Source organism: Arenibacter sp. 6A1 (assembly GCF_012272855.1).
Lineage (GTDB): Bacteria > Bacteroidota > Bacteroidia > Flavobacteriales > Flavobacteriaceae > Arenibacter.
This window is the reverse complement of sequence record NZ_JAAXCQ010000013.1, coordinates 132,575-154,777: the sequence shown is the minus strand read 5'-3', so window position 1 is coordinate 154,777 and position 22,203 is coordinate 132,575. Positions and strand designations below refer to the sequence as shown.

The 22,203-nt window shown below is 39.3% G+C and carries 12 protein-coding genes and 1 pseudogene; all 13 read right to left on the bottom strand.

The window, feature by feature from the left end; all coding sequences use genetic code 11:
- Positions 1–230: hypothetical protein (locus tag HCG49_RS13160; RefSeq protein ID WP_168469994.1), on the bottom strand; the 230-nt coding region annotated here is incomplete at its 3' end.
- A gap of 483 nt (positions 231–713) precedes the next feature.
- Complete coding sequence (locus HCG49_RS13155) at positions 714–3,932, bottom strand: PVC-type heme-binding CxxCH protein (protein ID WP_205764396.1); 3,219 nt, start codon at positions 3,930–3,932, stop codon at positions 714–716.
- 63 nt (positions 3,933–3,995) lie between these two features.
- Positions 3,996–5,051: a hypothetical protein gene (locus HCG49_RS13150; protein WP_168469993.1), complete on the bottom strand. Its 1,056-nt coding sequence runs from the start codon at positions 5,049–5,051 to the stop codon at positions 3,996–3,998.
- Positions 5,048–6,544: an alpha-L-fucosidase gene (locus tag HCG49_RS13145; protein WP_168469992.1), complete on the bottom strand. Its 1,497-nt coding sequence runs from the start codon at positions 6,542–6,544 to the stop codon at positions 5,048–5,050. The genes HCG49_RS13150 and HCG49_RS13145 overlap by 4 nt, the downstream gene beginning before the upstream one ends.
- Before the next feature lie 152 nt (positions 6,545–6,696).
- Positions 6,697–6,855 (bottom strand): annotated as a pseudogene (locus HCG49_RS13140) (glycoside hydrolase family 29); the annotation flags it as partial.
- 62 nt (positions 6,856–6,917) lie between these two features.
- Positions 6,918–9,272 (bottom strand): discoidin domain-containing protein, encoded by a 2,355-nt coding sequence (locus HCG49_RS13135; RefSeq protein ID WP_168469991.1) that lies wholly within the window; start codon positions 9,270–9,272, stop codon positions 6,918–6,920.
- A gap of 37 nt (positions 9,273–9,309) precedes the next feature.
- Positions 9,310–10,710 carry a glycoside-pentoside-hexuronide (GPH):cation symporter gene (locus HCG49_RS13130; protein WP_168469990.1) on the bottom strand — a complete coding sequence of 467 codons (1,401 nt, stop codon included), beginning with the start codon at positions 10,708–10,710 and terminating at the stop codon, positions 9,310–9,312.
- A 2-nt stretch (positions 10,711–10,712) separates the two neighbouring features.
- Positions 10,713–11,843 (bottom strand): glycoside hydrolase family 172 protein, encoded by a 1,131-nt coding sequence (locus HCG49_RS13125; RefSeq protein WP_168469989.1) that lies wholly within the window; start codon positions 11,841–11,843, stop codon positions 10,713–10,715.
- A gap of 302 nt (positions 11,844–12,145) precedes the next feature.
- Entirely contained in the window at positions 12,146–14,464 is a 2,319-nt protein-coding gene (locus HCG49_RS13120; RefSeq protein WP_168469988.1) for a beta-N-acetylhexosaminidase, read from the bottom strand.
- A 292-nt stretch (positions 14,465–14,756) separates the two neighbouring features.
- Positions 14,757–16,235 carry a glycoside hydrolase family 172 protein gene (locus HCG49_RS13115; RefSeq protein ID WP_168469987.1) on the bottom strand — a complete coding sequence of 493 codons (1,479 nt, stop codon included), beginning with the start codon at positions 16,233–16,235 and terminating at the stop codon, positions 14,757–14,759.
- 72 nt (positions 16,236–16,307) lie between these two features.
- On the bottom strand, positions 16,308–18,032 hold the full coding sequence (locus tag HCG49_RS13110) for a glycoside hydrolase family 172 protein (protein ID WP_168469986.1): 1,725 nt from the start codon (positions 18,030–18,032) through the stop codon (positions 16,308–16,310).
- Positions 18,033–18,045: 13 nt separating this feature from the next.
- A complete protein-coding gene (locus tag HCG49_RS13105) occupies positions 18,046–20,064 on the bottom strand; it encodes a glycoside hydrolase family 172 protein (RefSeq protein WP_168469985.1) in 2,019 nt (672 codons plus the stop codon).
- A gap of 482 nt (positions 20,065–20,546) precedes the next feature.
- A complete protein-coding gene (locus tag HCG49_RS13100; RefSeq protein WP_168469984.1) occupies positions 20,547–22,196 on the bottom strand; it encodes a RagB/SusD family nutrient uptake outer membrane protein in 1,650 nt (549 codons plus the stop codon).
- Positions 22,197–22,203: the final 7 nt, after the last annotated feature.

The window sequence follows — 22,203 nt, the reverse complement described above, 5'->3', positions numbered from 1 at the left end:
AGTTCAAAATCCCATCCGGTAGCTGGGGAAAGGGTTTCTCCCAAATAAACTGCCAGGGCTTCCAAGCCATCATTGTACTGTATTTTTGTTGATGGGTGTAGTAAAAACACCTCTCCATTAGGCTCAAACCGCTGTGGTTTTGGAATGATATCGGCCGCCTTTGCTTTTCCAAAGGAAATCATAATAATGGAAAACAATAATAATGTTTTTCCTAAAATAATCTTTAACATAAAAAATAATAATTGAAATATTTATAAATACAAATTATATAAAACACACTTAATTAATCTTGTCGCTCTGCTTCTATTTTAACTGTCCTAAAAGGACTAATTTGTACAATTAAGGTACTATGTGATAACATTAGACCCGCTTTAACTCAAAAAGGTAGGTTGAGCACTGATTCGTCCCTTTGACATAGAATTTGAATTAAAAACTCTTTTACCGGTATCGTTAAGAAAAAGTAGGCCTCTTTAAGAGTGAATGCGAATTTAAATATATAATTCATAGTTGGGACCTCTTACATGCCTTCATTTTTAATCCATCTTTCAATAGAACTTATCATATATATAAGCAACAACATAGCCCAACCGAGAAAACATTCCCCATTCCAAGTCCGTTCAAATAACCACTTTCTTATCACCTAAAAACCGTGAGAATGATTACCAGTTCAAAGATAAACGCTCTATTTCCCAAGGCTGTTATTTTATCGATCCTTATTGCAAAGGATGTTCCCTAATCAATTCTTCCGGGGAGTAAAACCCTTCCTTTCCTTTAATTCCCTCACGGACCTTGCCTACCTTTTTCTTTGAAACCGGCGAAGCATTATTCCCGAAGCTATTCCGGACATAGGTAAGCACTGCCGCTATCTCATCATCTTTCAACATACCGCCAAAAGGGGTCATAGGAACTTGTCCAGGATACTTTTTTCCCTTGACCTCTATAGGTCCCATTAATCCTTTTATTGTTAGTTTAATAAGCCGGTCCTCATTTCCCGTTACCCATTTTGAACCCGCCAATGGAGGAAATTGAGCTGCTATTAGTCCCTCACCGTCCGGTTGATGGCAGGTAACGCAAAAGCCTTCTCTATGATAAACTTCCTTACCCTTTATGTACATCTCCTTATCCTTACCTTTTAGCGTGGTTTCCGACTCCTTGTCCTCTTCGGGTTCTGCCATATGCCGATGTCCGTTAAAATGCGCCATGGCGGCCTCGAAGGGAAGTTGCATCCAATCGTCCAGTGGCTTTTTGTCTATCTCCCCAAGAATCAAAATTCCGGCATCCCGTTCTAACCAAGTGGCTGCCGCCAAAGCTTCCAGTCGTACCCTTGGGCTGTCATCGCCTGCCGCTTTCGTTAGCAATTCCATTTGTCCGGATATTTGGTGACCCCCATATCTGGCCACTCTAACGGCGGCCGATCTGGCCCGAAAGTCTCTGGATTCAAATACTTTGTCTAGAAGTTCTTCATCAATTTTATTAAGCCCCCATGTTACCCATAGGGCCTCTACAAGACGGTGTTCGTACCTGGGATCATTTTGATCCAAATTGTTTGTCCATAATTTCAATTTTTCAAGTACTTCTGATGGATTCCTTCCTCTCAACTCCCTTCTAGTTCTGTAACGGGTACGATATTCCGGCAATTTCAAATTATCCAATAACTCTTCAATGGTGGCCTTATGTATTTTTGCTGGCTCCACCAAAGGACGCGAGGGATAGGTCACTCGATATACCCTACCGTGCACATGATCCCGCAACGGGTCGCGGGCATTGTGCTGCATATGACCTATCAATACGTTGTGCCAGTCTATCAGGTACAGAGATCCATCAGGGGCGAACTCCATGTCCACAGGCCTAAAATTCTTATCTTCGGCCGTAATGAGATCCATCCTATGTTCACTAGTGTAGCCAGCCGAGTTGGGATCGTCCTTAATGATATGCTGTTTTGTTCCCAAAAAGCCTATTGTGTTATTGATCAGTACATCGCCTTGGACCTCGTCTGGAAAATGTCGGCTGGAAACGAATTCAAGGCCAGAGGTTGGGCGTACCCTATGATCTTTTTCGATAAGACTTTTAGGAGCAGGAGAACCTTCACCGTATCTAGGTTTTATGGTCCCCGGCAGCATCCAGGTCATTTCGGGATCTGAAGTATAGGCAAAGAAATCCTGGCCCCATTCGTCAAAGGCGATTCCCCATGGGTTTGGGATCGGTAATTGAGCAGTTCGTTCCAAATGGTTCCGTTGCGGGCTATACCTAAAGAATCCGCCATTGGTCCCACGAACCGTACCATAGGCCGTCTCTACATTGCTATGGAGAAATACGCCCTCCCCCATATAAAACGCTCCGGAAGGATCGGCCGTGAATGCACTGATTGCATGGTGCGTATCGTGATCGTCGAACCCACTCAACACCACTTCTCTTACATCGGCCCGATCATCTCCATCGGTATCCTTTAAAAGAACAAGATTTGTACCCTGTGAGACATATACCCCCTCGGGGGCAAGTTCAAATCCTATGGGCAAATGAAGTCCATCGGCATAGATTGTCTGCTTATCCGCCTTACCATCGCTATCGGTATCCTCAAGTATGATCAATTTGTCATTGGGCTTACTGTCACCGGCCTTATAATGGGGATAACTCGGCATCACAGCTACCCAAAGCCTACCCTTGTTATCGAAAGTCAATTGTACTGGATTGGCCAGATCGCCAAATTCTTTTTCCGATGCGAAAAGTTCTATTTTATAACCTGGGGCCACCTTGATCTTTTCCTCTGCCCTTTTCCCATATAGATATTCGGGGTTCCCATTTTTAGTGCTGGGCTTATAGTTCGTTTCAATAATAGGCAACGGTTTCGTTCTACTATCGGCCACGGCCAGATCCATTAGCTCTCCTTTCAGGGATTTCCATATTGCCGTATCCCTAATTTTGGTCATCTCCCTAATTTTTTCAATTTCGGCAGGATAGTTCTTTGGGCCGAAAGGGTCGTACCTTCTTCCATAAGCATGGACCCCATTGGGGATTTTGAAATCGTTCTGCCAAAACCAGTTCTTTTCCATCACCGCTGTATTGACCAACGGACGGTTTTCTTCGGAAACAACATCTACAATACCGAAGATATTGTCGGCCATTAATTTCGAAAACTTCCGGTAACCAAAGTCGTTCAATTGAAATCCATCTATCGTTACATCAACCTTTTCAGAAGCGTACCATTTCTTGGACGGTCCAAAGGCATCAACGAACAAAACATTATTAGCCGCTGCGACCTCTTTCATGGCTTGGGTATACATAGCTAAGTTTTTATTCTCCTCTATGCCATCCGGTAAATCCCTATTCCTGGACAGATCTTGGAACGCGATCGGCGATACGAGTGCCAATTGGGGTCCTGAGGTACCGTTGTAATGCTGTTTTAAGGTATGCTGGATAAATGCATGGAGTTCCGATCTGTAATTCTCCAATCCCGCTTCGCCCGCAAAGGATTCACTATAGCCAAAAAAAGCGACTATAATATCGGCACGTAATTTGGTAAGCCATTCGTCGGGTGTTTCAAAGTGACCTTCGCTAGCTGATTTCAGCCACCCTGTAGAAACCTCGAAATGCTCGATTATGGATTCCTCTGCAAAGTTTTCGGCACCCGGGAATGCCCATGGCGATTTCCTAGAGGAATGAGGTCTAAACCCCGGTGTATTTCCTCCGTTGCACATATTGCGGATATACAGTAAACTATCAGGATATCGCAATTGCATTTCCGTTTCAAAATGGCCGTATTCCATCATTCGGGAACCTAAATTATTACCGATAAGCACAATACGTGAGTTTTTTGCGAGCTTCAGTACAGGAGCGCTAGAGTTTTTAGAACAGCTTGCCAAAGCTAGGATAATGACAAGCACGAACATTTTAGATCTAAGGAGGTCAAAGGTTTTTGCGATATATATATGCATTGGTTCTTTTTATTACTTTAAATTTTTAGATAGGATAGGTAGTTTGGGAAACACCTCTGAGCTCTATTTAAAATCTATGGGCTTAATTCCTTTCTTGTCCCAATATTCCTTTCCCATAAAACCATATGCAGAGCCCTTATAATCGGATATATATTCTACCTTCGTCCCCTTCTTGGGGATTTTTCGGTTCAAAAGATAGTAAACCGCATTGACTACAAGCCTTCTCAATCCTGAATTTTCAAAGTCAGTGGACGATCCCATGGAGGTATGGAAGGCCAACCCTGGTTGGCCATTGTCCGGGTGTTGATAATTTTTCAGCCATGCCACCGGGATCATGGGATCGTTTTTCTTTCCTTCCAAGGGCTGGTCCGATGGCCGCATACCAAAAAACCTGTCGTTACCATCAAACTCCCCCTTACGCTTCAATACCTGTCCTAGCACAAGTGGAGTGATCGGAAGGTGTGACACCCTACATCCATATACATCCGTAGGACCCCATATCTCGCCATCCTCTATGCCCCTAAGGATTTTATGCCCATGTGCGTTTTCCGCAAACATACCCCTGGTGGATTCATGTTTGTGGGCGCCGTGGTGCCGCACATAGTGATCCCCAAAAAGCAGTCCTCCAAAACCTCTGTACCAAGGATGATCTGGATCTTCACTTTGATATTCGGAACTGTAATGGACATAACTCCCCTTCTCGTTCTTAAACCCGTGATTAGAGGTCCTTAATCCCAATACAGGTCTGCCCGATCGGATATACTCGTCGATGTACCTCATTTGATGGTCCGGGAGCTGGCGCCAACGCGTATTGATCAACATCAGATCGGCGGTCTGGAGAAAATGCAATCCCGGAATATTGTTATTAATCTCAGGATTAACGTTTCCCGTCTTAGGATCGATCGCAAACAATACAGTGCACTTGTAACCGTGTTCCTTGGCGAGGATCTTGGCCAACATGGGCATCGACTCCTCTGATCTGTATTCCTCATCCCCCGAGATTAAAACAATATGTTTCTTCTTATCGGAATTTTTTTGGTCCCCATAGGTAATCCATTCCTGCGCATTCAATTTGACGAGGGCAAAACATATTAAATAAATTAATAAGCAACTTCTCATTTAAAAGCATTTTTAATCTTAAAACTATACGCATATTTAGAAGGCAGTTCATCTGCTGTCAGATAGGGCACTTTAAGAATCACATTCTTTCCTTTTTGTTCGTAGTTTACTTTTATATCCGTTCCCAAAATGGTAATCTCTGCCCCAGGACGTAGCTGAAGATCTCTTATTTCCAAGGTATCTTTAGGCCAAGTAGGTACAATAGCAAACAAATCTTTATCCTTTTTTGTGAAAAAGATCTCCCGTACGCCATAACCGGGCTCTGGATCTATAGTTTGTTTTAAGATATAATCGGCAGGCAGGTAATGTGTACCTTCAGGCTTCCAGTCTTTTTTACCATTTTTGGACCACTGGCTGGCACGCTCCCACTTTCGAGTTCCATAAATAGCCTCACCATTAACTTTTAACCAAGCTCCCATAGCCAATAAACGGTCTTGCATAATAGGAGGTATGTTTCCTTCGGCGTCCGGACCAATATCTAATAATAAATTCCCCCCATTACTCACTACATTTAGAAGAAGGTACACAAGAGTGCGCTCGGAAGCGTAATCCCAGGCATCTTCGTTAGTGTTGTAGCCAAAAGAAAAACCAATACCCCTACATTCTTCCCAAGGTTTACTTCCGTCTAGTTCTGATTGATACTCCGTGGTGTAATAACCACCGTGATTAAAGCGAGTACCATCGCCCCAACGGTCGTTAATAACAACCTTATCTCCTACCGCAGATTCATTAAAGAGCCAAGCAAGTAATTCGGGAGAACGCCACTTTTCTGGACTCATATCCCAATCCCCATCTGACCAAATTAGATCTGGCTTATAATTTTCCACCAAATCTTTAAATTGTGGATGCATATGCTCTAGGGCAAATTTTTCCTTGTCCTTTTTCCATAGTGGATTGAACCATTCATAAAGGGAGTAATAGGTTCCAAATTTTACATCTGTTTTCTTTACAGCCAATTCCAACTCTCTTAACAAGTCTCTTTTAGCCCCGACATCCTTGGCATTCCAAGGAAATCCCCATGTCTTATTGGCGGTTTCACTAGGCCATAGAGTAAATCCATCATGGTGTTTAGAAGTAATCATCATGTATTTTGCACCAGCATCTTGAAAAAGTTTAGCCCATTTTTCTGCGTCAAAATCCCGCGCGGTAAACTGCTCCCCAAAATTGTAATAACTAAAATGGGGTCCGTATGTTTTAACATGGTGATCATACACTTCGGTGCCGGAAAAATTGCCATTACCAAATAGGGACTTACTTTGTAACCAATATTGATACCACTCCGAATAAGTTCCTTTTGGGCTCCAGGCTGGGACCGAATAGGGCCCCCAATGGATAAAGATCCCTAATTTAGCATCTTCGAACCAAGAAGGTACGGCCCTGCTATCGATAGATTTCCAATTGGGCTCAATTTTCTTTTGCTGCGCATTTACTTGCTGTCCCCCTGTCATCACTAGGGAACAAACCATTAATAATAAAATATTTACTTTTTTCATCTTTTTATTCCGTAATTAAAGTTAGTTCTACATATCCTGCATTGTTGTTCCCTTCCGTGTTTCTAAGGGCTCTTAACTTTATATAACGAGCCTTCACAACATCAAAGGTTTTTGTTTGCCAAATAGGGCTGTTTTTAATATTTGAAAACATATCCCCATTCTATATCGGTAAAGGTGTTCATACTAAAATGAATGAAGGCATAATATTCCATTTCCTGCCAAATCATTTGGCGTTCTGAGGGAACAGGACCATATGCCACTGGAGGAGGGGGAGCTTCCTCACAGGAAATAAAAAGAGCTAAAAGCCCCATAAGGCCACCCAATAAATTCTTCATTACTAAGTCTTTTTTTATGTTTCCTTAATTGTTCTGCTTTATTGAGGTCCAAATTCTCGTCCGCCATATACGGGCTTCTGATCCACTACTTTAAACCTCAAAACACCCAATGGATGGTCGCCAGAGGAATAAATTTTAAGTTTTATGTATCTAGCTTTGGCAGGTTTGCCTTCTGGCATATACTGTTGGTTAATGGCTAATTCCGAAACTTTTTTACCATCTCCGTAGGAGAACCAGTTATTGCCATCTTCAGAATAAAAATATTCGAATTCATAACCGTTTCTGAAATATACTTCCCGTCTTGTCTCGGGATCAAAGTATCCAAATGCCGAGTTCACGTAGTACACATCTGAAACCCTTTCTAAATCCAATATTAGTTCTCCTTCATTACCTTCTCCCCTCCAGTAAGTTTCAGTTTTTCCATCTGTAGCGAACGAAGCTTTATAATTGGAAGCTCCTCCCACGGCTGTAATGGGCCTTCCAACAGCTACGCCCTTTTTCACAACATTAAATTTAGGTCCGGTAGGCAGTGGCTCTGGCAATAATTTTTCTAATTCCTCTCTACTCCTTAATTCCTTTATTTGAGGCATTACTCCCGCTTTTTCCTTGATCCATAATGGAAAATCACCAACTTCTTTTTTAAAATAGTAGGCGGCTCCGCGTACATTGTAATCATGCGATCCGTTGGCCAGATAAGGTTCATGGGATGATCCTACAACGACATTATCTTTAATTTCAATTCCTCTAGACCCGTTGTCAATATAAACCCCATGACTGTAGGCACTACAAAAACGGGCCTCCGGATGTGCCACATTTTCAATATAATTAGCATACCACTTTGTGCCCGGAGAGGCTCCTAGGTTATATATCGCAGCTGTATCGCCTAATTTTAAGGTGACATTGGTGATTTTGTTATGCGCTACTAAAACACCCCCAACCACTGTAGGATGATTGTAGGCTTTATCAGAGCCATCTTTCCAAAAATCAAAATTGTCTACATCATAACGTCCCCATCCCCAACCAAGGGTAATTCCTCCAGCCGAAGCTCCGTCAATAGAATTATTTACAATAGCGGCATCTTTTACAAAAGTGCATTTAATAGCACAAGTGTCCCAATATTCCACCCCAACATTTTGAATGCTATTGTTATCTATAATGATTTCTCGACTTATATTCTCGCTTACCACATGATGATCTTGAAGGTTTCCTATGGCAATGGCAGAACCCGATATATCTTGGAAGGTATTCCCAAAGATATTGATATATTGATTGTTGGTGTCGAAATTCAAAGCTGTCCCTCCAAGGTGCTGAAAACTATTCCCTCTAAATACGACATTTCTAGAATTTTTGAAATGAATATTTCCCGGAATATCTTCTAATCCTTCAAAAGCATCTTCTATAGACCGATACTCAGGGTCTTTTAAAATAGCTCCAGACTGGATACTAACATAACCTTCAGCAGTGGAAGCCTGGTTCCAATTTGCGTACGAAAAAGTAAGCCCTTCAAAAGAAACATTTTCCACTCCGTCGGCGACAATTAGTTGTTCTACATTAGAAATAACCACCTCAGCTTTGTTTAATTTTTCTCCTTTCAATGGCTTGTAATGAATAGTGTTTTTATACTTGTCTAAAAACCATTCCCCTTCCTCATCCAGAAATTCAATAGCATTTTCTAACCAGTTAACAGCTTCAGTGCTATTGTTGTTTAATATTCCAAAGGGTCCTAATTTAGCAAGGTCCCAATATTTTTGATTTACATAAGCGATCCCATCTTCGATTTTATCGAGTTTACCCCTGTACATTTTCCATCTCATAATATTGACCATTTCAACCTCTCCCACATTGGAGATTTTTGGAAAATCAACAGGCACTTTAAATCCATTAGGTGTATTGGCATCGTCCCTACAAGATTCAGAGCCACATACTTTAGGTGTGTGTGCAATCCTTTCCCAACCGTTGGCATTGACAGTTCTGGCTCTTACAGCCCTTTTTCCATTTACATATAAATGCCTACCAACAACCCCATCCGGAACTTTTGCACTCCATATCCCGTCATTATCCAGATCCTTCCAGCCACTTATTCTGACACCCCCACTGATAATTGGACGAGCACCATCTACTGCCCTAAATAACATATTAGAATCATCAGAATGAAGTTCCAAAGATTTGTTTAGCCTATAAATACCGTCTTGAAGGTTTATAATGACATAATCTTCTATATTTCTCATCTGATCCCTGGCGTGTTCCAAGGTTTTCCAAGGATACTCTTTGGACCCATCCCCCCTATCGCTGCCCGATGGTGAGACATAAAAATTAGTTTCCTGAGCAAAAACACTTAGGGAACATAACAACAACAGTACTATTACATTCGATTTTTTAAGATACATTTTCATTTATTTTAAATTTTAATACGCTAGATTCAAATGGGTTTTATTGAGCTCTCAGAATCTCAAGTTTAAGGGCATTTTCTTTTATAGTTTTACTATTGAGTTTAAACAATCTCACTATTAAGGCTGTCATAATAAAAATTACTGCAGGTACAATTGAAAACACCAATAAAATTCCCTGAATTGCTTCGTTAGACTGTGCGATACCTCCGCTCTTGTAGCCGTAATACCCCATTATGGTCAAAGCAATAGCACCACCAATTGACAGGCCTAATTTTAAGGAAAACAAGGTAAAGGAAAGGGTTAAACCATCAATCCGTCGTTTAAATTTTAATTCCCCATAGTCCACGGAATCTGCAGTAAACGTAAACCATATCGGTGCTATCATCTGGTTAAAAAACCCAACAAAAAATTGGAGTAGCATAATCATCACGATGTTACTATCCCCTATAAACCAAGAAGCCGCAGAAGCAACGGCACATATATAGAGTAATAGTTCATAAGCTTTTTTCTTATCCATATATTTAAGAAGCATTGACGCTAATTGTGCCCCCAACATACCGCCAATCATCCAAACCGATAAAAACATTGCCGAGTATTTTACTGCATCTTCAACATATATGGTTATATAATAGAGTTGGGTTGTGTTTTTCACGGTTTGGGCAGTAACCATTAGAAGTGTGGCAAGGGCTACAAGCCGGTACTGGTCATTTTTTACTACAAATAATAAGTCTTTAAGTACACTGCTTTTTCTCTCTTTTACCTCAACCCCTTTTACCCTTTCCTTGGTAGTAACAAAACAGATCACAAACAGCACCACCGAAAGAATGGCCATCAATATCATGGCATTCCTATAACCGATAGCTGGATTTTCCCATAATTTTGTCATTGGCAACACCAGTGAGGTCACTATTAATCCTCCCCCAGTGGCAAACATAAACCGGGTAGCGTTAATTGAAGCTCTTTCTTTAGGGTCACTTGTCATAACCCCGGTCATGGAGCCATAAGGAATGTTGATGGCCGTAAATAAAAGCATAAGGGTTATGTAGGTAGTATAAGCATAGATCACCTTCCCTTCGGGCCCAAAATCTGGCACCGTAAACACCAGTACACTAGCAATTGCATAGGGCACACATAGGATAATGAGATATGGACGATACTTTCCCCATTTGGTGTTAGTCCTGTCAACCAAAGCCCCCATCAACGGGTCTGTTATGGCATCTACAATTCTAACCACCAAAAATATAGACGCTACCGTGGCGGTGTCCAATCCATAGACCTCGGTATAGAAAAAACCAAGAAGCAATAATACCGATTGATAAACAAAATTACCTGCAGTATCTCCTAGGCCATATCCGATTTTCTCAAGGAGCCCTACTTGTTTTGCACTGGAAGTATTCTTTTGACCACCTTCATTTCTGTTTAAAAGAATTTGTTTTCTCATACTTATTGGTTTAACAAGCCTTCTGGATTAGGCAAAGGACTTAACGGACTGCTTGGTAAGGTTTGATACCAAAACGCCACTGTAGCTATATCATCTTGCCGGCTCAGGTAACGTCGTTGGTCAATATTGTCGAAACTTTTTTCATTGAATTTTTTCCATCCCAGATCCTGCACGGTGACTTTGAGATTGTTTTTAAAGCGAATAGGATCCATTATATGCCATCTATACAATGAAAACCGAGGTTGAATTTTGTACAAACCATCTGGTGCCTCATATTTATGAAATCCACCATAAGGCGAATTGTAGGTGGTATACCCTTTGTTGGTTTCCCAATTAAAGGCTCCCAAGAAATAATCCTCTAGGCCTGTTCCACAAATGGTAGGGAATTCTTTATCTTCATCGATATAGAATTTCACTTCCCCCTCACCCCACCAGCCTCCTGCTCCATTGAGCCCCACGGACATGGCCGTTCCTACGAAGTGTCCTTCACCTTCAATATTATCTATGATCGTATGTACTTCCTTAAATGGCACTGGATTTGACCGGCGAAAAGAAGCGTGGAAATACGCACAATTTTCCGGAATTTGGGTCAATTGGTAATTGATCTGATAATATAGAACCCTTTCAATATCACTTCTATTTTCGATGGTGAAGTAACAACGTTCTTTAAAAGGCATTGACCAAAAACAGTTAAATGCGTTCGATGGGTTCACGGTTACAGGAATTGAAACCAATGGATCAAATTCACCCCCCAACAACACATCCGTATTGTCTACATAACCACTCGCAAAAAAATCTGGAAATGGCACTTCTACGGAAGGATGCTCTTGGTTATCCCAATAGATTCTAATAATCAAATCTCTGGATATAAGACCAGTCATCCAAATACTTTGGATACTTCCCATCTCTTCTATATCTGCTATGACAACTGTTTCTTTTGGGGCAATTGTTATTGCCGGATTTACTTTCCAACCTTGTCCTAGTTCACTAGCTTGAAGTTCGGCAAATCCCTTAATAGCCATTCCTCCTTTTCCAGGTTCCCCTGTGGGGTTTTCAGCGGTAATTGATCTCGACTCCGCATCGGACAAATAACTAAGATTCCCCAGAGACATGTTTAAGCCATTAAATTTCATATTCCTATATTTAGTTTATAATAATCTTTAAAACCCCGACTAGCACTTGTAATCAACGTACTTTTATTAGATTAATCGATTTAGCTGACCAAGATAAATCGATTAATTTATATATAACAAAATTCCTGTCGATTTTTCACCCTAAATAAGACTAGGCTTTATCTTTTTTCAGCAAATAAAAATGATGTTATTACAACTATTTTTTTAATTGACTTAAAGCGCTTAACCATCCACCTGAGTGTGGAAGCCAACCTTCATCTGTAACTTGCAGCCTTAATTTAATAATTATCATTGAAATTTGTTTATAAAACTAATACCTCGTCAATCTTTAAATATGCCTTATCTCCTGCCTTATGGTGCCCCTTAGGTATTTGGTTTAACAATTTAGCCTTCACCTGGATTTTGGTTAACCCAGTAGCAGCACATGGAATTTTACTAACAATTCTATTTCTTCCTTGCACTAAGGCTATATCATATTGGTCTGTTTCTCCTATTTTTCTAAACACTTTACCATCGGTTGAGCCAAAAACCTCTAATTGCAACGGAGGATAAATTCCAAATATGGTTAAACGTAAGCTATTAACTACTACTTCTTCTATATCTGTTGGATGATCTAATTCTATTGTAATATCAAAATCATCATAAAACCCTTGCCAGTTATTGTCTCCGTCCACTTCAACTTGTCCATAATTAAGATCGGTGAGTGCTTGTTCTTTTGCGGCTTCATCGTACTTCGAAAATGGATGATTATAAACAACTTTTGCACCCGCAGCCTTATGGATGGGGAACGTATTTTCAATTACATCTCCCAGCCGTTCCCCGTTCTTAAAAATAGCAGATTTTATCGTTTTTGTCTCCTTCAAAGTAAAAGGCGCCCCATATAGCCTACTTTTTTCTGTTGGCTCGGAACCATCAAGCGTATACCTTATTTCGGGTGAATTAAGTTCCGAATCAAGAGTTATCTCGATGGAGTTACCATTTCCTTTTTGATAAATCCAAGGATTAAAAACACTCTTGGCGTAACGAATACCTTTAGCATCCAGCCTTTTTAGTTGGGGTTTCAATCGATTAATAAAGTCATCAAAATTTTGATTGCTCTCTGGAGACCAGCCATTCTCTGCTACTGCAAATAATCGTGGAAAGGTCATATAGGTAACTTTCCCCCAATCTGAGATAGATTCAGTCCAGAGATTTCCTTGAATCCCCATTATTCTTTGGGCCTCATCTTGAGTTAGCCCTTCTGGAACCACTTTATAATTATAGCACGTTGATAACAAGGCTTCCGAATACCCCAAGTTCGGTTCTGATTCGGACTGCCCTTGCTTTAAATCCAAGTAATTATATTCCATCGGAGTCATAATAACATTGTGCCCTGCTTTGGCTGCTATAATACCTCCTTCTTCTCCTTGCCAGGACATTACCGTGGCATTCGGAGCCAAGCCACCTTCTAGTATTTCATTCCAGCCGATCATATTTTTTCCTTTGGCATTTACCATTTTCTCCACCTGTTTAATAAAAAAGCTTTGCAGTTCTTGTTCTTCCTTCAAACCTTTTTCTTTTATAAAAGCTTGACACTGTTGATGGTTTTTCCAGCCACTTTTATTACATTCATCTCCACCAATGTGCATATAATTTAAGGGGAACAAATCCATCACTTCGCCTAAAATATCTTCCAAAAATTCATACGTATAAGGGTTGGATGCGCAAAGCGCATTGTCCTTTAAAACACCTCCAGTCCCAACATAATATTTACGATCGGGTTCACAGGCTAATTCCGGGTAGGCAGCCAATATTTCAAGTGAATGGCCTGGCACATCAATCTCCGGTAAGATTTCGATGTACCGTTCCTTGGCATAAGCAATGATTTCCCTAATGTCTTCCTGTGTATAATATCCTCCATAAGTGGCTTTCTCTCCTTCTTTCTGAACAGGTCTACCCCACCAGTCATTTAAAGTCTCATCCCTATTTGTATAATCAACACGCCAGGCCCCAATTTCAGTGAGCTTTGGATATTTTTTTATTTCTATTCGCCAGCCTTGGTCATCAGTTAGGTGCCAGTGAAATCGGTTAAGCTTTAACTCCGCCATAAAATCGAGCGCTTCTTTTATTTTGTCTTTCCCGAAGAAATGACGCGATTCATCAAGCATATATCCTCGCCATGCAAAAGCAGGTTTGTCTGAAATTTTAACTGCTGGAATTACATATTTATTATTTTTTTTAGATTTCAAAGAAATAAGTTGTTTGACAGTTTGCAATGCATAATAAGCACCTGCTGGTGAACTTGATCTTATTATTATTCCTTTTTTTGCAACTATTAATTGGTATTCTTCTTCTGAAAGATTTTCTACAGACTGAATTTGAATACAATTATTTTGCTCTTTATCAACTAGTTTCAACTGAAAACCGGTTTCCTTCTTAATTTCTTCTATGAAATGTTTTTCCAGCTCATTAAATCCACCAATAAACAAGCTTGTATTTTCATTTAGTTCAAAGCCTCCTGTTCCGGCCTTTAATTCCTGTGGTTTTGGAATAATATTGAAATCCTCAATATCGTTTTCTTTTACACATCCAGAAAAAACCAAAAAAAAGACACTTAGTACTGCAAGAATTAGTTTATTCATTTTATTGTTATTTACACCCTATAGTTCATTGCCTATCAAATAATACACACCCAGTTTCGCCTCATTGGGGGTAGCTTTATTAGTACCTTTAAGCAAAAGCTTTCATGCACTATTTCTTTTCTATTTCTATATACCTACTTTCCTAAAAACCTGATTTTTCATCTTAAGCTCAGAAAGCATAGCTACAACACTTTCTATGCCCATTGTTTCCTTTTGATTAAAACCACTGATTACATACTGCCTTGGCTGTAAGAAGAAAGTAACATTAAACCAATCCATTTTTTTGAAATTATTATTTCTTATGCTTTAAATAATAAAAAGCCACACTTCTATAGTTCCCTTCGATCGTATTGTTGGTACCGTGTTCTACTGTAACATTAATAGAATCCTTAAATGGAATTGGATCTAACAAATGCCAACGATATGCTGAAGCTTTTCCTATGCTGTCCATTTCATATTCGGGAAATCCGTGCAGCGGGAAACTTCCTGATTTATTCAGGCGGCCTTGAACACCATACCAACCACAGTTAAAGTAATCCTCTGTTCCTGTGCCATGAATCCTCATTTCCCCATCACATACAAAAACCTCATCACCCTCTAACCAAACAGGTAAGTATTCCTCTCCGTGAGTTTTGGCTTCCGTCATTAAAAAAGTTCCTACATAATGACCTTCTCCATTTGTATGGAGCCATACATATGGATTACCCTGATCTTTTGTTGGTAACTCTTCATTGTAAAAAGTGGTTAAGTAGTGCTCTGTTTCATTTGTTTGTTTCCCGATGGAACAGCTAACTTTCAGTTTTAAATCTTTATCAGCAGCTTCAATTTCAATTCTTGCTTTTTTAAAAAAAGGCATAGGCAATTTATTAAACAATTTCCCTTCCCTATATCCGGCATAAAATGAATGATACAAGTTTTTTTCATTCGGAACGGCAAAAAACATATTTAGTGGAACATCAATAGCTGGCTGTTTTTTATCGTCCCAATATATTTTTAGTTGACTTTTTAACAAGCTTTCCAAATTATCAGGTGCTATTTCAATACTTAATTGGTTTATTTGCCCCATGTTTTTATTAATTTCCAAAAACTCCTTTCCTTGAGCAGGGATATTCATCGAGATTTCATTTGTAAATTCGTCTTGCTCCTCAACTCCTCCTAACAAGTTCTTCCCTAGTTTTTCAAGGAGTTGATTTGTTTTCTTATCATTTCTATCCGTAAAACTTTCAACAGTTTTATCTCCTTTATATTTCTGAAAATTAACTTGGTAAAATTTCACCCCATCACCTTCTACCTCTACCCTACAATAGTTAGAAAATGGTATAGGCACATAACAATACCAACCTCCCAGACCTTTTCCAACGAGCCCTAAAGGGAATCCTGGTGTTGTTCCTTCAAAAATTTGTTCTAGTGGCATATCAATGACCGGGGTGGTTTTATCATCTATATATATTTTAATATGCTCCCCTTTTAACTCAAGAAGTCCATCTTTTTTGTGTTCGGAATGCGTAAACCATATTCTACTCAGATATCCGGCCCCAGTAGTTTCTGCCAACACACTATTTCCGTCTTCAAGACGAAGTTTAGAATAGGTTCCAGCAAAACCATCATCGTTACCACCATGGCGGTCGAAACTACTGAACATGATGGCTTCCCAATCAGATTTAGGGCTCGAGATGCTTTCAAAGTTCACAACTTCCTTATATACATTAAGGTTAGATTGACATGAAATGATCATCACAAACCCACAAATGATGGCTATTATTTTATTCAAAATATTTCTATTATTTTTTACTTAATTAGATTTAGGTTTAACCCATAAATTACTGGTTAATTATATTGTTTCTTATTCTTTAATAGGATACAACTTTTCAAAATCCAAAAGCACTGGTTCACGAACCCCGGCATAATCTGGAGCTATATTCGATTCTCCACCGGGCATCATATAATAAAAAGTTGTGGGCGCATAATTCACCGATGCTTTATTCCAATGCCATAATTCCATATCGAACCTTAAACTCGTATTAAACGGCAAGACATCCAATGATCTTAATCTGGTATTTACTGTATAGCCCGGCGTCAAGTTTCCTTCTCCGGAAGGTTGTGCCATAAAAGGATGTGCGAATGTTTCGGGTTTACACCAAGCATAGTTGTAATAATCTTCCGTACCTGTCCCAAAATGAGAGGGAAACTCCTCTCCGTCAATGTATATTTTCTCATCTCCTTCACCCCACCAACAGACATTAAAGCTACCATCTTCTTTTGACCAGGTAGTTTTACCAGGAGGCAAATTATCGTTGAACAATGTTAGCACATCTCCCACATACACTCCTTTTCCTTTAAGTGTTACGTAATTTACATCTTTCACCCCCTTACCTCCTAACATGCCTTTAGGACTTCCTGTATCTGCTTTTGTGTATTGATGCCATGAGGTATAAAAATGCATGGATCTTTGATCCCAATGATACTTAGTAAAGCTTACGGCCCCATTAATACCGACAGAAGTTTCTCCAACATTCTCTAAAGAAATCTTAGCAGATTTCTTGAAAGGCATCATCCATTTAGAGGTTAGATCACCGTCTACACTTACTTTATTAAATCTTGTTTCATAGGCATCTATCCTATAACCGGCCCCAAAAAAATCTCCAATTGGAGCCCAAACAGTTTGCTGATTATCAAAAGTACACTTTATGATAATAGACCTCAAGGACTGGGTAGGGTTGTCTTCCTGTACTCGCATATTTAATTGCTGTATCGCTGCTCCTACCTCTTTTTTTGCAATTACCACTTCTTCACCTGGTGCTAATTTTATTTGAAAATCAACAAGCTCTTTCTCCTTTTTATCTTGCCTAAATTTTCCCTCTAACAACATTTGATTAGTTGCCTGAATAATTGGGATGTTTTTAATTATTGAATTTTTAGTAAAACTTTCAATTTTTATTCCTTCAGAATATTCTCTGAAATCGATATTATAATATAAAATTTCACTTTTAGTTTCCCAAGGATTTCCATCCTTGATCAAATCTGACTGATAGGTTATTTTACAAGATTTCGCATATGGGATTGGCAAGTATAAATTGTGCCCTCTTTCGTCTGCAATGGTTTCTGGCGACACAGAACTACTCAACGGAAATCCTACCTCTTTATTTTCTCCTACAAAACTTCTTATGGTCTGACTTACCACTGGAATTTTACTCCCATCGATATAAATACGCAGGATACCTTGACCCCTATTTTCACCTGCTCCAGTCATCCAGAAGCGCGTAATAGCACCTGGCGATTTTTCATCCATTAAGACATATTCCTTGCCGTTATTAGTTTGCTCAATAGCCTCCCATTGATTCATATCCCAATTATGAAACCAATTTTTCTCTGTTGGAGAAGTACTAGACCTATCATAACTACTCACATGTTTCGTTAGATAAGAAGGCTCTGGAAAACGTGTTAGTTTTTCCCTATCGGTCATTTCCTTGAGAAGCGACTTTACACTCACAGTTTTATTCTTTTGAGCTTGCATATTATTAACAAGAAGAAACAACACACCAAAAAAAGCTACTATTATTCTTTTCATTTTATTTTTCATCTTAATTCACTTGTAAAAAATCAAAACCTAATTTATCTACTTTAACACCTTTCCTTTTCCCTCCTTTTACTTTAAGCATAAGAGAGTTTTCTCCTTTTTGTATTACCTCATTTTCTGCCAAGTACTTTTGTAATGAAACCTTCTCTCCGAACAAGTCCAAGTCTTTAAAAATTATTTTGCCGTTCAGCGATACATCAACGACCACATAATCTGGTGCGTTGGTAAATACCATTACCAATTCCCCCTTTCGCTCTTTTTCTGAATAAAACGTCAAATTAAGGGAATCATTCTTTTTAATATCTTTCCAAAACAAATGATTTCGAGCACTCCAGTCATAGGAGAGAAAGGCTTGCGTAATTACTTCCCCTCCCTTTACTTGCTCAATATCAAAACCTTCTGCTTCAAACCGGTCGGCAAATTTTAACGGGAATTGTACTGCTTCCTTAGATTCCTTGAAAAAGGCCTCAGAATTTTTCGTACCGTACCAATAGGTAGTGGCGGCATAATCCATTTCTGTAGAGGCCCAGTGCCAAATTTCCATATCAAAATTTAAGGATTTGTCAAACGGAATAGCATCTAAGGACCTCCAGCGACTATTAACCGTTAGGCCTGGACTTCTATTTCCTTCGCCAATGGGCTGTGCTATGAAAGGAGTCTCAAAATCGACTACACTACACCAAGCATAGCCGTAATAATCTTCCGTCCCAGTACCAAAATGCGACGGGAAGGTTTCCCCATCTACATAGATCTTTTCGTCACCTTCTCCCCACCATTCATAACTATTGTTAAAAAGAGCCAAGGCATCACCTACATATTTACCCTTTCCCTTAATTTCAATATAATTGATATCTTTTTTTTCCGAGGTACTTATATTTGGGTAATTGCGCCAATTAGCATGAAAATACAAGCTCCTTGAATCCCATTCCCATGGTGCATGAACAAATTCTATATTTTCCAATTCAACATCTTCTTTCCCAAAATTATGTATCGTAATTTTAGCTGTGTTTTGAAACGGCATCGGAAAATTCAACCGCATTTCCCCATCCTTGTTCAATTCGCTCATCCATGTCCTATGTGGTGATAGTTTATAGCCTGTCCCAAAGAAATCTCCTATGGGCGCCCAAACTGTTTTTTTACCATCAAATTCCATAGCTATCACCGTAGATCGCAAGGCTTGCTCCATGTGAGCAGCATTTATTTTTACAGCTATCTTCCTTATAGCCCTGTTTCCTTGTACTTGGGTTGATATCGAATCGCCTGCTTTGACTACACCGTATAAAAAGTTTTTCTTTCCTTTGCTGATGGTGGGGTTATATTGGGCCAGTTTTTTAGATGCAGCCCTAATGTTCCGCTGCAATTCTCTATTTTTCCAATCTCCTTTTTCGTAGGTCTGCACCGATACCTCTGATGAATACTGCCTATAGTTAATTTGATAATATAATACATCGTCTACCGTTTCATCGGCCTTCTGGTAGGTTACTTTACAATGCTTAGCATAAGGTAAGGGGAAATACAGGTTATGCCCTTCAAACCACCCTCCGTTCTCCTGAAAGGAAGCTACTTTTTGAGACAGCGCGGCTCCCACATTTTTATTTGAAGAGATAATTTCATCTATTCTCCCTTCGATCTGAGGCGTTAAAGAATTATCAAAATATATTCTAAGGGTACCCATAGAGAACTTTTGGGCATGCCAAGTACTCCAAAACCTCACAATAGCTCCTGGCCCCTCCACTTCCATTAAAACATACTCCTTGCGACCTTCATTAACCTCTTCACGAATAAACTGACTAGCATCTGCATTATCAAACCAACCCTCTTTATTTTCTGACACCGACTTACGTGAATAACTACTTGCTTGCAGCGTTTTGTAGGCATATTGGGGAAGTTTTGCCAATTCATCCTTATCTACCATTTCGTCTAATAGAGACGCTATGGTAACTTCAGGTTTGGAATTAATATCTTGCGCAATCATTGAACAACATATTAGCACAAACAATTTCGTGACGATAATTTTTCTCATATCTATTTTTTTTCCGCTTATCTTCAAAAATACTATTAAGGTATGTTTATTATGCTACAAGTACTTCCTGCAACTTAGAGACACCCTATCAATTCCATTTAACAAACATTTGCTAAATCGAATTAGCTAATTAACAAAAAATATTCTGAATTTTAAATTCAAATCATAATTTTAACATTACAACTAACACTATCAATATTTGACAAACAAATTCCCATAGACCAAAATTACTATCTATGCCTTAATAACTTTCTATGAAAACCATGGTAAACTAATGTCTTGATTGCAATTATATGAGAGGAGACTAAACATCTCTTAAATTAAAAATAGCCTTAACTGTGGTGTTCATAAAACATTAATAGTCCGGTTTTCTACTATAAAAAAAGGGAGCCCGCAGGCCCCCTTAAAAATTATGCCAACTAAACATAATTTTTACTCAACATGAAACTAACTCAACATGTAAAAATTCTATAAACATCCTATTACCAATTTGGATTTTGTTCTAGACTAGGATTAAGATTAATCTGTTTTTTAGGCAGAGGTCTTAAATAATGTTTCGTTGCATCAAAGGATCGATTTGCTGCTGGTTCGGCCACAATAAAACCTTCGCCATCTACTTGAAAATGGACTCCTGGGGATAGATCAGGAAATACTGTTTCGTATTCGGTCCCTACAAATTTAATTCCTTTTATAGCTTTTGGCATTTCTACTTCGGCCGTTTTCCAACGCATTAAATCGTTAAAACGGAAGCCTTCACAAGCCAGTTCTATTTTTCGTTCTCTACGGATTTCGTTTTTCATATCCAAACCGTTTAACGAAACAAAAGCGTTTGTAAGATGCAACATTCCTACTCTATCTCTCAATAAATTGATAGACAAATCTAAGTCAGCATCGGAGATCGAACCTTCGAGTTCATATTTAGCTTCAGCATAGTTCAATAATACTTCTCCATAACGAATCAAAATATTATCGTACACACTATTTCCGCTCCAAGACTCAACAGATTCTGCCAAGTATTTGTACACACTGTACCCGGTACGGGTCACAGGGCTTACCAAAGAAGGTTTTTCAAAAATCTTTGTACCGTCATAAAAAGCGTATTCTGTTCCTACTTTAAAAACAGTCTGCGCCATTCTTGGGTCTCTGTCCTCAAATTCCGAAGTCATGGTATCGTAGCCCTGAAACAATGGAGAATCACTAATTGGCAAACCATCTGTACATAAATAATCGTCGACTAGGCTTCTGGTCGGATTCATGATGTTTTGTTCTAACCAACGCGTGTGATTATGGGTTCCGTTAATATCTTTCACATACCTTCTAGAAAGAATTACCTCTTTACTATCTTCTCCAGCTTCAACAAACAGTTTTCTATAACTATCTTCAGTTCCAAAGTCGTCAAAAAGTCCATACTCACCACTATCCATGACGGCTTTCGCAGCTTCTACAGCAATTGTTAATCGCTCATTTGCCTGTGCGCCATTATGATATTTTGCCCAAGTACCTTCAAACAAGGCTATTCTACTTAAAAAGGCCTGTGCAGCTCCTTTAGAAATACGCCCTAAATCCCTACTAGCTATATCACTGGCATTCGGCAACATTTCTATAGCTTTTTGCAGATCTTGTATTATTAAGTCGGCTACCTCTTCTCGCGAATTACGAGGCGCGTTTAGCTCTTCACTATCTACCTCTAGTACCTTGGTAATAACTGGAACACCACCAAACTCGGTCAATAAGCCAGCATACTGCCACGCTCTAAAGAAATATGCTTCCCCTACATAGGTTTTAATTTCTTCGGGGTTTTCATAAGTTTCACTCTTTAACAACAAATAATTAATCCCTCGAATTCTAGCATAAGAATTATCCCAATGTCCTGAATTATCAGGTGCTACATAGGTACCGTTACTGACGGCATCGGGACCAGAACCAAAGGTTGTTTCTGCATTATTATCATTATGTGAGAAGTGACTGGGAAAAGTCCCATAAAATGCATTGGCAGCCAATTCAAAATCTTTTGGACTATTCCAAAAAGAACCATCAGAAACTTGATCCTTAGGATATAAATCCAATTCTTTAGTACAGGAGGCCAGTCCCATCGCCAAGCTTAGAATTACTAGTATATATTTTATCTTCATCTTTTTA